Raw genomic sequence first — 15,919 nt, forward strand, 5'->3', positions numbered from 1 at the left:
CCCGGTCAGTCGCCCTTGACGTTCACGATCTGGCGAAGCGTGTGCTTCACCGACACCAGTTCGGCCGCGTCGAGCATCACCCTGTCGATCGGCTTGTAGGCCTGCGGGATCTCGTCGATGAACGCGTCGGTGTCACGGAACTCGATGCCGACCATCGCCTCGCGAAGCTGCTCGTGGGTGAACGTCTTGCGCGCCGCCGACCGGGAGTACTCCCGGCCCGCGCCGTGCGGCGACGAGTTGAGGGCGACGGGGTTGCCGAGGCCCTCCACGATGTACGACGCCGTGCCCATCGATCCGGGGATGATGCCGGGGCGGCCGGAATCGGCCTTGATGGCACCCTTTCGCGACAGCCACACCCGCTTGCCGAAATGCACCTCGCTCTCGGTGAAGTTGTGGTGGCAGTTGATCCGCTCCTCTTCGATCACCGGCGTCCCGGTCCACTCCGACATCTGGCGCATGACCCTGTCCATCATTTCCTCCCTGTTGAGCAGGGCGAAGTGCTGGGCCCACCGCAGCTCGGCGATGTAGCGGTCGAACTCCGGGGTTCCCTCCACGAGGTAGGCGAGATCACCGTGCGGCAGGTCGATCCAGTATTTCTTGGCGATCTGCTGGGCGAGCCTGATGTGCTTCTGCGCGATCTTGTTTCCGACGCCGCGGCTGCCCGAGTGCAGAAAGAGCCACACATCGTCGTGCTCGTCGAGCGAGACCTCGATGAAGTGGTTGCCTGACCCGAGCGTTCCGAGCTGCAGCCGCCAGTTCCCGGCGTACGAAGCGGGATCGAAACCCGCAGCTTCGGCCAGCTCCTCGAGCTCTGCCACACGCGGTTCGGCGGTGGCGACGACGGTGCGGTTGTAGCGACCCGCTGACAGGGGGATGGCCCGCTCGATCTGCTCCCGGAGCTCGCGGAGAGCCCCGGTCAGCTGGGGCCGAGTGAACTGGGTCTTCACGGCGATCATGCCGCAGCCGATGTCGACGCCGACGGCCGCCGGAATGATGGCGCCGAGCGTGGGAATGACCGAACCGACCGTTGCGCCGAGGCCCAGGTGGGCGTCGGGCATCAGGGCCAGGTGCGGGTAGATGAACGGCATCGTCGACGCGGTGCGTGCCTGCTCGATGGTCTTCTCATCGAGGATGCTCGCCCACGAGATGAGCCGGTTGGAAAGCGTTTCCATGATCCTTTTCTCTGTGTGGTGTGCTGCTGATACCCGTGCCGCAGGGCATAAAAATAGCCCCGCGCCTCAGGAGGCACGGGGCTGAAGACGAGAAGCGTCTACAGCACGTGTGCCATAACGAGGGTGATGCGCTGTTCCGACTGGAGTCGATCTGCCGGACGCTGCTCGAGGGTCGCCGAAGACAGGTAGCGTGCGTTCGACTTCATTGAATTGACGTTGATCGTCATGACACTCGTCCTCTCGACTCTTCGGCGCGCATCGCGCTCGGGGCCCGCGCCGGTCGACGCAGACTGCACACACTAACCGAGGCTGTTCGGCTGCGTCAACCGACGTCACTGCCCGGGCGTCGGCCCGTCGACTCCGGCGGGCGTGTCGATGATGTCATCGAAATCGTCGTGCTTCGCGAGGTACGCAGAGACCATCGGGCAGCGCGAGACGATGCGCATCCCCTGCGTGCGGCAGTCGCCGAGGGCGTATTGGATCAGTTTCGTGGCCAGCCCCTGGCCGGCGTGCTTGGCGTCGACCTCGGTGTGGAGAAAGACTCTTCGCGGCCCTGCGTCGCGATAGAAGCACCGACCGACGACCTCGCCGTCGATACTCAACTCGTAGCGATGGCCGGTATCCGCGATCTCGATCATGGTCTCTATTCTGCGCCGTATCCGCGACTCGCACACCTCTATGGTGAATCGCTGAGAGTCGACTGCTAAGCTGTGACGAAGTTATCGATTCGTTACATGAAGGCAGAAGGCGAGGTGAGAGCACTGTTCACACGATTGACAACGGAGATCACTCCCGTCAGCACGACGTTGGCCGACACAGGCGTGGCGTTTGTTCCCATGCTCATCGCCGCGGCCGTCGTGCTCGTCGTCATCGGTGTCGCCGTCGTGCTCGTGCGCATGCGCCTCGCCCGAGTCGAACGCTGAATCCGCGCCGCTGACCTGAGCAGAACCGCCGCTACAGCGACTCGTCCGTGACCGGCGCGTGCTCTTCGACAGGACCGTCGTCGGCGTGAAGGTCGGCATTGCGCTGCCACTGGCTCATGAGCCCGTCGACAGCCTCGTGGAACCTGCGGGTCGTGGCACCGGGCGTCGTGTCTCCGAAATAGCGCTCGACCCAGAAGGCGAGACGCGCCTCCGCCTCGGGGTCGTGCTCCAAGGCGTCGATCCGGGCCACGATGTCGGCGGACTCGTCGGCGTCGAGCCACTCGGCTTCGAACAGGTACCCGCTCGAATCGATCTCGGCCAACGCGTTCGCCGGCCTGGTGACGAAGAGCGGCTTTCCACTGGCGAGACGGTCGTAGACCATTGCCGAGATGTCGACGATCGCCATGTCGGCGGCCGCGAGCTGCCAGCCGAGTTGGGGTCCATCGTCGAAGACGTGCTGCGCTCTCGGATCTGCGGCATTGGCCTGGGCGATCATCTTGATGATCTGCTGGTTCGCCGCGGCGTAGCCCGGGTCGACGACGCCACTCCGCGGATGCGGCCGGTAGATCACCCTGTGCTGTCCCGTCGCGAGCAACTGCGAGACCAAGGTGACCCCGTGGGTCGCGATCGAGCCGTAGGCAGCCGACGGCCTGTCGCCCTCCCACGTCGGCGCGTACAGCACCACGCGTCGTTCATCTGGCGTGTACGGCACCGGACCCGAGTAGTGGTCGGCCTGCGGCCGTCCGATGCGGATGGCCCGCTTGTCGAAGTCGTAGTCCCACAGAACACGGTTCAGCCGAGTGACGGCCGCCTCGCCCGCGACGAGGCTGTAGTCGTAGGCCTTGAACTGGTTCGTGGTCATGTACATCTTGTCGCTCTCACCGTGGTTGATGAAAACGTGCCAGCGGCGCCCGTAGCGCATCATCTGGAAGTTGCGAGCGTTCTGATTCACATAGAAGACGATCTTGAGCGGCTGCTCCTCGATCATCTTCTCGAGGTCGATGACCTTGCGCACGTACGCCACGGGAACGGGCGACTCGTCGAGCAGCGCGTTCATGGCCGACGGGCTGCGACTGAGAATGACGACAGGCCACGTCTTCGCGAGCTCGGCGAGTGGTTCGTACCACTGGCGCAGCTGGTAGAGGTTCACGTCGCCGTCGGCGAAGTACACGGCGATCTCGAAGGTCCCCGGTGCGAAAGGAAGCCGACCCGCGAGCTTATGGGCCAGTTCGCCCCGCGTGCGTCGCGACTTCAGGAGGTCGAGTCCGACCTTGAGACCGAGTCTGGCGTCACGAAGAATTCCCACGATTCAAGGGTACTCAGCGTCTGCTAAGGCCCCCGACCGGGGGGCCGTTCCGGTAGCCAATCGTGATCAAGACGCCGAGGCTCGGCCGGCGCGACGGCGACTAGACGATCGGCGGCCGGCCGGCCATGGTCATCCGGAGCACCGTGCGCCACCGCATGGGCCGACGTTCGCCGGAGTCCTCCCGCCACCCGGCCATCCAGCCGCCGAACCAGGCGCGCAGCTGGGCGGGCCGCCGCGCCCAGCGCAGAATCTGGATGCCGGTCCACGAGCCCACATAGATCGGCACGAGAACCGCAGGCAGATTGCGTTTGGCGAGCCACACGCGGTTGCGCGCGTTGAGCCGGAAATAGTAGGAGTGCCTGGTGGGCTCGATCGCGGGGTGGTTCGCCACCAGGTCGCCCGCGTACCAGGTCACGAGTCCCTCGTTCCAGACACGCCAGGCGAGCTCGATGCCCTCGTGGGCGTAGAAGAACGGGGCCGCCCATCCCCCGGTGGCGTCGAACACCGCACGGGGCAGCAACACGGCCCCCTCCCAGACGGAGAAGACGGGCGACGACACCCTCGGGTCGCCCTTGCGGATGCGCGGGGTCCAGCGTCGAGGGTTCGTGACGCCCGTCGGGTCGACGACCCGGGGCTGCACCAGTCCGATGCGCGGATCGCTGCGGATCAGCTCGATCGCGTCGATCAGGAAGGTGGGCGACGGGATGCTCGCGTCGTCGTCGAGGAAGAAGATGAACTCGCCGGCGACCTGGCCGACGCCGGCGTTCCGGCCCGCCGGGATGCCGACGTTCTCGGGCAGCGCGAACGCCGCAACCCCCTCGGGCAAGCCGGTGGGCACCCATCCGTTTCCCACGCACACCACATCGAGGGTCACGCCCGTCTGGGCCAGGATCGACTCGAGCCCGCGGCGCAGATCGTCGGGCCGTGTGCCCTGGGTGAGCACCACGACTCCGACCGTGGCGCGAGCGTCGTCGGCTATGAGCGCACCCGCTTCGACGCCATGATCGCGACGAAATGTCCGATGAGCGCCAGCACGGCGAGGGGCAGAAGCGCGCTGAGCAGGATGCGGTCGGCGAGCGGCCCGCCGATGAAGAGCCCGAGAACGGCGAAGGCGAACGCGAGCATCGTCAGCTCGACGGAGTGGTACAGCCGGTGGAACGGCACGAATCGGGCGAGCCTGCGCAGACGGGCCACGAGGCGCTGCGAGGGCTCGGACTCGCCCTGCTTGTCGGCGAGCTTGCTGAGCCCGGCATTCGCGCGCGCCACATGCACCATGTCGTTCAGGGCCTTGTTCAGCACGATCACGAGGGCCAGGGCGAACCCGAGGGTCGTCCAGAGATAGTCGGCCGGAGCGTCGAAGGGGAAGCCGGCTGCGCGGATGCCGAGGGCGATAGGGATCAGGGACTCGGTCGTGTAGTGACCGACCTTGTCGAGGAAGACCCCGGCGGGCGACGACGTTCCCCGCCACCGCGCGACCTCGCCGTCGCAGCAGTCGACGAGCATCTGCAGCTGGCCGAGCACAAGGGCGAGTGAGGCACCGCCGATGCCGGGAATCAGCAGCGCGGCCGCGGTCGACCAGCCGACGAGGATCATCAGGCCGGTGACGCCGTTGGCGGAGATCGACGTCTTGAGAAGGAGCCAGGTGAGGTAGGGAGAGATGTTGCGCAGATAGAGCGACGCGGTCCAGTGCTCGGCGTTGCGGCGTCCCCGGACCTCGGGGGGCTGGGCGACCGCACGCAGCTCGGCGATCGAGGACGGTCGTCCTCGCGAAGACGTGGGTGACACGGTTACCTTCCGGTGTGCGCGGTGATGTTGCTCGTGAGCTTCAGGAACCCCAGGATGAAGCCCGTTCCCCAACTGAAGTGAATGCACGGCAAGACTACGAGAAACCAGGCACCCGTGCGAAAACCGCGGCGCGCGGTCACGCCGATCGAGGCCACGATCACGAGGAGCAGGTAGAGGATCGGAAAGACGAACAGGGCGGTGAAGATCCATGAGATCACCAGCGCCGCCCCCTGGGCATTGCCGACGAGCCCGAAGTAGCCGAAGCATCCGAGCAGCAGGCCGAGCACGACCGAGAGCACGGCGACGGGCGGCACGAAGTACTTGAGCGCGTTCGAGCTGAAGAAGCGCCGTGCGAGGTCGCCGCGCCAGAGCCCGGTGGAGAAGAACTGCCGGGCGAGCTTCTCGGGCGTCGGACGCGGACGGTAGATGACGGTGAGCTTCGGAGTGAACCAGACGACTCCCCCGGCCTCGCGCAGGCGCCGGTTCAGTTCCCAGTCCTGGCCGCGGCGGATCTCCTCGTTGAACAGGCCCACGCGCTGGATCCATTCGCGGCGGAACACCCCGAGGTACACGGTCTCTGCCGGGCCCTCGGCGCCTCCGAGGTGGTGCTGACCTCCGCCGAGACCGATCGCGGAGCCGTACGCCGTGGCGACCGCGTTCTCGAACGGCGTCGTGCCCTCGGCCTGCATGATTCCGCCGACGTTCGCCGCGTTCGTTCTCGCCATCGTCTCGACCGCGATGCGCGTGTAGTCGGTGGGGAGAACGGAGTGGGCGTCGACCCGCACCACGATCGGGTTCTGAGAGGCGTTGATCGCCACGTTCAGCCCGCTCGGCGTCGAGCCGGTGGGGTTGTCGATGACCTGGATGCGCGGGTCGACCCGGGAGAGCCGCTCCACCAGTTCTGTGGTGCCGTCGATGCTCGGTCCGAGGGCGACGATCACATCGAAGGGCCCGCGGTAGTCCTGCGCGAGCAGGCTGTCGATAGCGGCCTCGACATGGGTCACCTCGTTGAGCACCGGCATGACGTAGGAGACGCCGGGCAGGGAGCTCGCGGGGGTGTTCGGGGTCATGGCATCCACTCGTTGTGTTCGGGTGCCGTGTCGCACGCGGGATTCGATACTGCTGCGCCGACGCTGGCCGATAGAGCCTATCGCAGGGGCGTCTCGAGGCATCGATCGTTCGCCACGTGGAGCACGCAACGATCCCCGGGCGGCCGAGGCCGTCCGGGGATCGTGTGTCGCTCGACGCGCTACTGGGTCAGCTCTCCCAGAGTCACGTCGATGTCCTGGGTCTTGCCGTCGCGGTAGACGGTGAGCTTGGCATCGGATCCGGCGGCGAGGCTGCGCACCTGCGCCGTGAGATCGGTGGCGCTGGCCACGGCGATGCCGTTGAACGCGGTGATGACGTCACCGGCCTTGATACCGGCCTTCTCCGCCGCTCCGCCCGACGAGACCTCTTTCACGAGGGCCCCGGCGGTGACGCTCGCAAGCGCCTGGTCCGCGCTGGCGTCGCCGACGGAGGCTCCGAGAAGCCCGTGGCTTCCTGATCCATCCTTGATGATCTCCTCCGCGATGCGCTGCGCGAGCGAGGCGGGAATGGAGAAGCCCACGCCGATCGAGCCGGACTGGCTGTCGGCGCTCGTGGAACCGGCGCTCGCGATGGCCACGTTGATTCCGATGAGCTCGCCCTTGTCGTTCAGCAGCGCGCCGCCGGAGTTGCCGGGATTGATCGCGGCATCGGTCTGGATGACCGCCAGGGAGATGCTCGACGTGGCCTGAGCCTGGCCCTGCGACTGCGAGCCGTCCTGGCCCGGGATGTCGAAGTTCCAGAAGTCGTACGGGTTGTCCTGCGAGCCGTCTCCGGAATCACCGTTGCCGTCGGGGGTCGTCTCGTCGGTGTTGTCGCCCTTCGGGGCGGCCGAGGAGGCGACGGTGATCGCGCGGTTGAGGGCGCTGACGATTCCGGTGGTGACCGTGCCGGACAGGCCGAGCGGGGCACCGATGGCCACCACGGAGTCGCCGACGTTCAGCTTGGTCGAGTCGCCCCAGGTGATCGGGGTGAGGTCGCTGGCCTTGTCGAGCTTGATGACCGCGAGGTCGGCAACAGGATCGGTGCCGACGAGCGTGCCGGTGAAGAGCCGTCCGTCGTTGGTCGTGACCTGGATGGTGGGGGTGGCGGTCGCGCCATCGAGGGTGACGACGTGGGTGTTGGTGAGGATGTAGCCGTCGTCGGACAGGATGACACCCGAACCGGTGCCGCCCGACGACCCGTCGTTGACCGAGATCGTCACGACCGACGGAGACGCCTTGGCGGCCACGGCGGTTGCAAGCGAGGCGTCGTCGGCATTGTTGACCGTGATGGTCTGCGGACCGGTGGCCGTGGTGCTGCTGGACTGCTGGTTCTGGCTGATCACCCACGCGCTGATTCCTGCGCCGGATCCACCGCCCACGAGAGCGGCGATGGCCAGTGCGGCGATGAGCACGGGGCCTCCGCGCCGCTTCGGGGCGCGCGAACCCGCGGTGTCGCCGCCGGCGACGGGGGGCTGCTGCGGCGGCTGTCCGAAGGCGCCGTTGCCGTAGTTGCCCTGGGCCGGGGCCGGGGCCGGGGCGTAGGCAAGCGTCGGCTGCGTCTGGTGGGGCTGCGGCTGAGTCGGGGCGGCCGGCTGGTGCGGTGCCGGGGCCTGCGAGTAAGCCGGGTTGTACGGCTGAGGTGCGGTCGGCTGCGTCGCGGTCGGCTGAGGCGCGGCGGACGGCTGGGCGACGATGGGCTGAGGTGCGGCCGGCTGCGGTGCCGTCGGCTGGACGGCGGTCGGCTGAGGTGCGGTCGGCTGCTCTGCCTGCGGGGTGGTCTGCTGCCGCTCGGGAACCTGCGGGGTGCGAGGTTCGTTGGTGGCCTCGGGGGCGGATGTCGTGGGCGGGGTCTCTGCGGAGACGCCGGGTGCGTAGTGGGGGAAGGCGGGGGCGTTCTGGCTGGCGGCGGGGCTCGAACCGGTGTTCGTGGTGTCGTCGCGGTCAATGCCCTCGGCTGCCGCCGGGTTGATCGGGTTGTCGGTGTTCTCAGACAATGGGTGCTCCTTCCAAGCTCAGTAAGCATCGCCATCGAAGCTGGACGTTGTCTATGCGTGGGCTGGAAACGAACTGCCGTATCGCTCGGGCGAAGCTTGGAGTTGGCAACCGCCGACGCTGGAACCGTATTCCGCGCCGTCAGCACCCGGGAGATATGCGACGTCGACCGCAGTCGTCGGCGACGAGCACGGTCTTCGCCGCCTTGGCCGACGCGGTGATCGGCGGTGCCGTCGAGGGCACCGTGCCTGCCAGGGCTCGCCACTCACCACCGCCGATGCGGTACTCGGCCGCGTACAGGATCGTGAGCGTGATCGTGTAGTCGCCTGGCCGCTCGTAGACGTGGCTGGTCGCCGTCTCGGAGAACTCGGCAACGCCGAGCGAGGCCCACGAGGCTCCGCCCGTCACGCTCGTCGTCGACGTGCCGTCTCCGTGGTCCCACGTGAACGAGACCGGGGTGAATCGAACCTCGGCCGGGCTCCCGAGCAGCGTCGTCGACACGACGCTCGGAGCCGCGTCGGCATAGAAGTTCGTCGGGAGCCCCACGACCATCCAGCCGTTCGGCTCCATCCCCTGCCCGGCGGTCCCGGGAACCAGATGGGCGATCTCCCGAGTGGTCACGACCGGCGTTGTCGTCCTCGGGGTCTGCTCATCCGGGGTGACACGTCTCATCTCCGAGCACAGAACGACGTTCGTGGAGGCACAGGGCTCCTCCACAGCGCCGCCGTCGGAGCCCCCTGAGACCCCGGAGCCGCCCTCCGCGGAACCGTCGCCACCTCCATCGCCCGATCCCCCGCCGGAGTCGCTTCCCCCGCCCTCGGTGCTACCGAGCCCCACATCGACCCCACCCCCGGAAACCGCCCCACACGCTCCGCTAAATTGCTCCGCCGCTGAACAAGCCGCGGCACTGGCTGAGGAGGTCGATACGGATACAGCGACAGTCGAAAGAATGATTCCAATCACCACTAGGTACGTCAGTCGCAAAAGTCGTCACCTACCCAGAATTCTCTGACCGAAACCTTCAATGTCCCATCCGCCGATAAAGATGAGCTAACTGACCAAGGTGATCTCGTTGCGCGATCGGGCTTTACGAGGGAATTACCGCTCTTGTCAATCAGATCCGTGCCCGAGATGTCGTCACAGACGTAATAGGAGATTTCAGTTGCCGAAGACCGCTGAACAGCTATCGAGTCAAACGCCGTGCTACCCACAAGTCGCCAACCTCGGCTCTCAAAGTCTTGCGCGTCGACCATGAATTCCTCCAATGCATGTCCCGTCGCACTCGAATCCATTCGCTCAGTCCATTGGCCGCCATCGGCGAGCACGAGATCCCTAGCTCGCTGGAAGTTCTCGTAGGACGTCGTGGCTTGCTCCAACGTGAGACTTCGAGGGTCTGAGTTTTCCGGTGTCGGCGCGGTCGACGGTGCTGTGGAGTCAGTGATCTCCGTTCCGCATCCGGTGAGAAGCGTAAGCATCAACCCAATCACTGATGCGTTGCGCACAGTGTGTTTCTGACGGAACATGGGAACACCGTAGAGGATGTCGGCGCATGACGCGGAAAGTTATCCACATGGTGGCTGGCGGTAGGTTTGATCTTCGTGACTATCTCTGGTTCCTGGCAGCGCACAGCGCGCGGAGCGGGCCTGCTGTCGCCCGACGGCTCGATTCGGTCGACGATCTTCGCCGAGATGAGCGCCCTCGCCACGTCGACGGGCGCGATCAACCTCGGGCAGGGTTTTCCCGATGAGGACGGCCCGGCCGAGATCCTCGAAGCTGCGCGCCGCGCGATCAGCGACGGACTGAACCAGTACCCGCCGGGGCTCGGCATGCCGGTGCTGCGCGAAGCGATCGCCGCGCACCAGAAGCGGTTCTACGCGCTCGAGGTCGACGCCGAACGCGAGGTCCTCGTCACGGCCGGCGCGACAGAGGCTCTCGCCGCTACGCTCCTCGCGCTCGTCGACGACGGCGACGAGGTCGTCACCCTCGAGCCCTTCTACGATGCGTACGGCGCCGTGATCGCCCTCGCCCGAGGCATCCACCGCACCGTTCCCCTGCGACTGCCAGCGTTCCTGCCCGACCACGACGACCTGCGCGCCGCCGTGACCGACCGCACCCGCGTCATCCTGATCAACAACCCGAACAACCCCACCGGAACGGTGCTGCCGCGCGAGACCCTCGAGCTGATCGTCGAGCTCGCCCACGAGCACGACGCGATCATCGTCACCGACGAGGTCTACGAGCACCTCACGTTCGGCGTTCCGCACATCCCGGTCGCGACGCTGGCCGGCGCACGGGAGCGCACGGTCACGATCTCATCGGGCGGCAAGACGTTCAACACCACCGGCTGGAAGATCGGATGGCTGACCGCGCCGCACGAGCTGGTCACGGCGATCCTCGCGGTCAAGCAGTTCCTGACCTTCGTGAACGGCGCCCCGTTCCAGCCCGCGATCGCGCTGGGGCTCGGGCTGGGCGATGACTTCTTCGAGGGCATCGCGCGCACGCTTCAGGGCAAGCGCGACCTCCTCTCGACCGGTCTCGCCAAGGCGGGCTTCGAGGTGTTCACCCCTCAGGCCGGCTACTTCGTGGTGGCCGACGCCGCGCCGCTCGGCTACACGGATGCGGCAGCACTGTGCCGAGACCTGCCCGAGCTCGCCGGAGTGGTGGGCATCCCCATCAGCGCCTTCTGCGGCGAACAGCTCGCGGGCGAGTACTCGTCGCTCGTGCGATTCGCCTACTGCAAGAAGGTCGACGTGCTCGAGCGGGCCGCCGCCCAGCTCGCCCGCGCGGGCCGCGAGAGCCGCTGACGTCAGCCCGCGGGCTTCTCTTCGCGCGCGAGCTTCTCCACCATGCGCTCGATGGCGCGGGCACGGCCCTGTTCCGTCTTCAGCGCGTGGATGCGGTAGTACACCGCGAACCGGTTCTGCGCATTGAGGGTCGCGTAGAAGGCCTTCGCGGCCGGATTCTGCTCGAGGGCGCTGAGAAGATCCGGATGCGGCTGCGCATCGGTCGAGGCCGCGTAGGCCCGGTCCCACCGGCCATCCGCCCGTGCCCGCTCGATCTCGGTCAGGCCTCGGGGCGACATCCGGCCGTCGGCGATCATCGCTTCTGCAGCCAGGCGGTTGCGCATCGACCACGGGCTGGCAGCCCTGCGCGGCGTGAAACCGCGGAACGACGTGTGCTCGTCGCGGGAACGCGACTGCCCGTCGATCCATCCAAACTCGAGAGCCACGTCGAGCGCCTCGGCATAGGTGACCGTCGTGAAGGGGGCGCCCTTCTTTGCCACGATCAGCCAGATGCCGACCTCGAGATCCTGGTTCTCGAGCATCCAGTCGCGGAACGCCTCGCGCGACGAGAACCGCAGGCTCTCCCGTTCCGCAGCCACCTCGATCGCCTCCTACAGCTCTCGCGTTCCGAAGCGACGGAGAGCCAGCGCAGGATTCACGCGCCGCACCTCGTCGACGCGACCCCGGTCGATCCACGCGACGGCGACGTCCTCGTTCTCGGCGAGGGAGGCGATGGTCACTCCCATCGGATCGACGACGAGGCTGGCCCCGACCCCGATCGGCGGCGTGTGATCGGCCGCGGCGACATAGATCGTGTTCTCGAGGGCCCTGGCGGTGACGAGTGTGCGCCAGTGGTGTTCCTTCAGCACTCCCCTGACCCACTCGGCGGGCACGAGCACGAGGTCTGCTCCGGCGTCGACCAGACGCCTCGAGACCTCGGGAAAGCGGATGTCGTAACAGGTCTGCAGACCCACGGTGAACGACCCGACGGCGAAGGTCTCCGGAGCCTCGATGACGCCCGGTTCGACGAAGTCGCTCTCACGCGACCCGAACGCGTCATAGAGGTGGAGCTTGCGATACGAGGCCACGAGCTCGCCCGTCGGCGAAACGGCGACGACGGCGTTCGAGAACCGCTCGCCGGCCTCTGTCGTCTCGATCATGCCCGCGACCACGTGGATGCGCAGGCGGGCGGCCAGGGAGCCCAGCGCCGTGACGAACGGGCCATCGAGCGGCTCGGCGTTCTCGAGGAAGCCGTCGCCGAACGGATCGGAGAAGTACGACGAGTACTCGGGGAACACGACGATGGATGCGCCGCGCGACGCCGCGCGCTCGGCCAGTCGCGTGATGGCGGCCAGATTCGCACCCTTGTCTGCGCCGGGGGCGAATTGGGCGATCGCGACACCGAGACCGGCTGCCTGGTCGATCTCGTGCACCGGGCCGGAGATGAGGGTCATCCCCTCACCCTAGCGAAGCGGCGCCGCGCTCGGAATGAGGCCGAAGCCCGACTGGATCGCGACCGCGGCGGCACCGCGGGCCCACGCCGTGAAGTCCGCGTCGGTGCGCCTGATCTGCACGGGAAGCGCGTCGGGGTCGCGATCCGCTTCGACGGCGGAGCGCACGACGCCGTCTGCGACCTCGAGCAGCCCGATGCCCTCCCCCGAGAGCACCACGATGTCGACCATGGCGAGGTTCGCACTGGCGGCGATCAGCCTTCCCAGGGCCCGGGCCGAGGTGTCGACCACTTGACGGGCGACGGCGTTGCCCTCAGCCGCGAGCGCGAGCAGCTCGTCGTATTCCACGGATCGTCCGAGGCCGACGCCGGCCGACGAGCACATGCTTCCGATCGAGAGCATGGCCGACGAGCAGCCCCGATGCCCGTCGACGCAGAGCGGGCCGGTGTTGTCGAGGGGAAAATGCCCTCCGAGCCCGAGGCCCGTATCCGAGGTGATCACCTGGCGTCCGTGCACGACGAGCCCGTATCCGACTCCCGCTCCGATGGTGATCACCGAGAAGTTGTCGATTCCGCGGGCGTGCCCGAACCACTGCTCGGCCGTCGTGAGCGCCACCACGTCGTTCTCGACGGTTGCAGGCCGACCGAAGCGCTCCTCGATCGCGGTGCCGAGGGCGACGTCGTGCCAGTCGAGGAACGGTGCGCGCACGACGAGCGACGATCCGGTCACCTTGCCGCCGATACTGGCACCGATCGCGGCGACATCGTGGGCGTCGAGGTCGTCGATCAGGTTCTGGATGCCGTCGAGCACGTCGTCGACGCCGTGTCCGGCCAGTCGTGTGGTCGCCGACGCCCCGACGGTCGCGCGCAGGTCGGTGACGACGCCGAAGACGTGCTCCCCCGTGATCTTGACCCCGAGCATCCGCTGCGCGTCGACCCTCACGTCGAGCGGCTTCACGGGCCTGCCGACGGCGCCGTCCTGGCGCTCCTGCGCCTCGACGAGAATGCCGTGATCGAGGAACGGACGGCTGAGGCGGGTAAGGCTCGCGGGCGACAACCCGAGCCTGCGCCCGAGCTCGCCGCGCGCGATCGGACCGTGGATCAGCACTTCGCGCGCGAGTTCGCGAGCGGGGTCCCTGGTCTCGAATTCTCGGATCGTCTCGTTCATTTGTTTCGATTATCAACGAAATCAGCCGGTTGCGCGAGAAGAACACGGCCGGAGTCCCCACGAATTCGCAGTTGACAGCGGAATTAGTTTCGCGGTAGAAATTATCCATGCAGAGCCGCAGCGACGTCATCCACCTCCGAGCCGGGGGCACGAGCGTGGTCATCGACCTCGCCACGCCGGGATTCCCCGCGATCATCCACTGGGGCGACGACCTCGGGGCCCTCTCAGAATCGCGACTCGCCGACCTGGCCGTCGCCGCACGGCCGCAGCGCGTATCCGGGGCGCTCGATACGCCGGCGCGCCTCACCATCGTGCCGCTCGAATCCGCCGGCTGGCAGAACGAACCCGGCCTCATCGGTTCGCGCCGGGGCCGCGACTTCTCCCCACGCTTCGCGGCTGCCGACGTGCACGACCTGAGCGCGACCTCGGTGACCTTCATCGCCGACGACGACCTCGCACAGCTGCGCCTCACCGCGACACTCTCCGTCGATGAGGCCGGCCTGCTGCGCCAGCGCCACACGATCACGAACCTGGGCGCCGACGACTACGCGCTTGAGCAGCTCGTCGCCACCTTCCCCGTGCCGCACACGGCAAGGCAGCTCCTCGACACCACGGGTCGCCACCTGCGCGAGCGCTCGCCCCAGCGCCACGAGTTCACGACAGGGCGGCACGTTCGCGACAGCCGCCGCGGCCGCCCCGGCGCCGACTCCACCCTCTTCATCGCTGCGGGCACTCCCGGCTTCGGTTTCGAGCGCGGACTGGTGCACGGCGTCCACCTCGCGTGGAGCGGCAACCAGCGCCTCGTCGCGGAGCGCACCGTGGCGGCGCACGCCCTCCTGCAGGCCGGCGAGCTGCTCGCGAACGGCGAGGTGATCCTCGCATCGGGCGAGAGCTACACCACCCCGGATGCAATCGGCTCGTGGGGCGACGGTCTCACCGCGTTGTCGGCACGGTTCCACGAATCGCTCCGTGCCCGGCCGAACCATCCCGTCGCATCCAGGCCCGTGACCCTCAACACGTGGGAGGCCGTCTACTTCGACCACGATCTCGACCGGCTGACACGGCTTGCGGATGCCGGTGCGCGGGTCGGCGCCGAACGCTTCGTTCTCGACGACGGCTGGTTCCGCGGCAGACGCGACGACACGGCCGGCCTCGGCGACTGGTTCGTCGACGACTCGGTCTGGCCGGAGGGCCTTGGACCGATCGTCGACCACGTCACCGGGCTGGGCATGCAATTCGGCCTCTGGGTCGAGCCCGAGATGGTGAATCCCGACTCCGACCTCGCTCGCTCGCACCCCGACTGGATGCTCCAGACGGGCGGCAGCCTGCCCGTCGAGGGCCGACAGCAGCAGGTTCTCGACCTGTCGAACCCCGCGGTCTTCGACTACCTGCTCGAACGTCTCGACTCCCTGCTCGCCGAGTACGACATCGCCTATCTCAAGTGGGATCACAATCGCGATCTGCTCGACGCCGGCAGCACGGTCACGGGCAGGGCGGCGGTGCACGCCGGCGTTCTCGCGCTCTACCGACTGCTCGACGAGCTCAAGGCTCGCCACCCGGGTCTCGAGATCGAGAGCTGCGCGTCGGGCGGCGCCCGCGTCGACCTGGGCATCCTGGAGCACACCGACCGCATCTGGACGAGCGACTGCATCGACCCGCTCGAACGCCTGACCATCCAGAAGTACACGAACATCGTCGTGCCCTACGAGCTCATGGGAGCGCACGTCAGCGGTCCCCACTCGCACTCGACAGGCCGCCGGCACGACTTGGCGCTGCGCGCGGGCGTCGCCCTACCCGCGCACTTCGGCATCGAGTGGGACATCTCCGAGCTCGACGACGCCGAGTTCGCAGAACTCGGTGAATGGGTCACCGCCCACAAGCGCCTACGCGACCTGGTGCACACCGGTCGTGCCGTGCACGCCGACCTGCCCGACGCATCCGCAGACCTGCGCGGCGTGGTGTCCACCGACCGCGCCCACGCCGTCTTCACCTACACGCAGGTCACCTCCAGCACGAGCTACCCGCCGGGACCCCTCGCGTTCCCCGGCCTCGACGACTCTCGCGTCTACCGGGTCTCGCTCGCGTCGCCGACGACTCCCCTCGGCGGAGCGGGACAGTCCGCGCTCGCGTGGGCCGAGCATCCCGTCGCCCTGACCGGCCAGGCGCTCCGCACCACGGGCATCCAGGCGCCCGTTCTCTTTCCCGAACAGCTTCGGCTGATCGAACTCATCGCGATCTGACCCCGGATCGCGTTACGCACGACGCAAGGA

The 15,919-nt window shown here is 67.6% G+C and carries 15 protein-coding genes; 3 read left to right on the forward strand and 12 right to left on the reverse strand.

Annotated elements, in window-relative coordinates; translation table 11 throughout:
• Positions 1-5: 5 nt before the first annotated feature.
• The 3 genes from ASF51_RS11900 to ASF51_RS11905 all read right to left on the reverse strand — a co-directional run bounded on the left by ASF51_RS11900 (position 6) and on the right by ASF51_RS11905 (position 1,810).
• Positions 6-1,172, reverse strand: coding sequence for an RtcB family protein (locus tag ASF51_RS11900; RefSeq protein WP_055929706.1), 1,167 nt, complete (start codon positions 1,170-1,172; stop codon positions 6-8).
• Between the two features lie 98 nt (positions 1,173-1,270).
• The gene (locus ASF51_RS19640; protein WP_255354430.1) at positions 1,271-1,399 is read right to left on the reverse strand and encodes a hypothetical protein; all 129 of its coding nucleotides are present in this window, start codon (positions 1,397-1,399) and stop codon (positions 1,271-1,273) included.
• Between the two features lie 105 nt (positions 1,400-1,504).
• On the reverse strand, positions 1,505-1,810 hold the full coding sequence (locus ASF51_RS11905; RefSeq protein ID WP_055929708.1) for a GNAT family N-acetyltransferase: 306 nt from the start codon (positions 1,808-1,810) through the stop codon (positions 1,505-1,507).
• Between the two features lie 96 nt (positions 1,811-1,906).
• On the opposite strand from ASF51_RS11905, the gene ASF51_RS11910 reads away from it, so the two are divergent.
• Entirely contained in the window at positions 1,907-2,095 is a 189-nt protein-coding gene (locus ASF51_RS11910; protein ID WP_055929710.1) for a hypothetical protein, read from the forward strand.
• Between the two features lie 31 nt (positions 2,096-2,126).
• Here ASF51_RS11910 and ASF51_RS11915 read toward each other — a convergent pair whose 3' ends face one another.
• From ASF51_RS11915 to ASF51_RS11940, 6 genes are all read right to left on the reverse strand, one after another.
• The gene (locus ASF51_RS11915; protein WP_055929712.1) at positions 2,127-3,401 is read right to left on the reverse strand and encodes a hypothetical protein; all 1,275 of its coding nucleotides are present in this window, start codon (positions 3,399-3,401) and stop codon (positions 2,127-2,129) included.
• Between the two features lie 100 nt (positions 3,402-3,501).
• A complete protein-coding gene (locus ASF51_RS11920) occupies positions 3,502-4,347 on the reverse strand; it encodes a glycosyltransferase family 2 protein (protein WP_235497222.1) in 846 nt (281 codons plus the stop codon).
• Between the two features lie 29 nt (positions 4,348-4,376).
• The gene (locus tag ASF51_RS11925) at positions 4,377-5,186 is read right to left on the reverse strand and encodes a CDP-alcohol phosphatidyltransferase family protein (protein ID WP_055929715.1); all 810 of its coding nucleotides are present in this window, start codon (positions 5,184-5,186) and stop codon (positions 4,377-4,379) included.
• Between the two features lie 2 nt (positions 5,187-5,188).
• Complete coding sequence (locus ASF51_RS11930) at positions 5,189-6,256, reverse strand: glycosyltransferase family 2 protein (RefSeq protein ID WP_055930828.1); 1,068 nt, start codon at positions 6,254-6,256, stop codon at positions 5,189-5,191.
• A 179-nt stretch (positions 6,257-6,435) separates the two neighbouring features.
• Positions 6,436-8,250, reverse strand: coding sequence for a S1C family serine protease (locus tag ASF51_RS11935; protein WP_055929718.1), 1,815 nt, complete (start codon positions 8,248-8,250; stop codon positions 6,436-6,438).
• A gap of 139 nt (positions 8,251-8,389) precedes the next feature.
• Entirely contained in the window at positions 8,390-8,869 is a 480-nt protein-coding gene (locus ASF51_RS11940) for a PKD domain-containing protein (protein ID WP_157412116.1), read from the reverse strand.
• Positions 8,870-9,846: 977 nt separating this feature from the next.
• Here ASF51_RS11940 and ASF51_RS11945 point away from each other — a divergent pair.
• Entirely contained in the window at positions 9,847-11,052 is a 1,206-nt protein-coding gene (locus tag ASF51_RS11945) for an aminotransferase class I/II-fold pyridoxal phosphate-dependent enzyme (protein ID WP_055930831.1), read from the forward strand.
• Between the two features lie 2 nt (positions 11,053-11,054).
• On the opposite strand, the gene ASF51_RS11950 is transcribed toward ASF51_RS11945, so the two are convergent.
• The 3 genes from ASF51_RS11950 to ASF51_RS11960 are packed head-to-tail and all read right to left on the reverse strand — an operon-like array spanning position 11,055 to position 13,649.
• On the reverse strand, positions 11,055-11,630 hold the full coding sequence (locus ASF51_RS11950) for a YdeI family protein (protein ID WP_235497223.1): 576 nt from the start codon (positions 11,628-11,630) through the stop codon (positions 11,055-11,057).
• A 12-nt stretch (positions 11,631-11,642) separates the two neighbouring features.
• Positions 11,643-12,485, reverse strand: a complete 843-nt coding sequence (locus ASF51_RS11955) for a carbon-nitrogen hydrolase family protein (protein ID WP_055929724.1) — start codon at positions 12,483-12,485, stop codon at positions 11,643-11,645.
• Positions 12,486-12,494: 9 nt separating this feature from the next.
• Positions 12,495-13,649, reverse strand: a complete 1,155-nt coding sequence (locus ASF51_RS11960; RefSeq protein ID WP_055929727.1) for an ROK family protein — start codon at positions 13,647-13,649, stop codon at positions 12,495-12,497.
• Positions 13,650-13,756: 107 nt separating this feature from the next.
• Between ASF51_RS11960 and ASF51_RS11965 the strand changes: the two genes are divergently transcribed.
• Entirely contained in the window at positions 13,757-15,889 is a 2,133-nt protein-coding gene (locus ASF51_RS11965) for an alpha-galactosidase (RefSeq protein WP_055929730.1), read from the forward strand.
• Positions 15,890-15,919: the final 30 nt, after the last annotated feature.

It is taken from the genome of Agreia sp. Leaf283 (assembly GCF_001422485.1).
Lineage (GTDB): Bacteria > Actinomycetota > Actinomycetes > Actinomycetales > Microbacteriaceae > Agreia.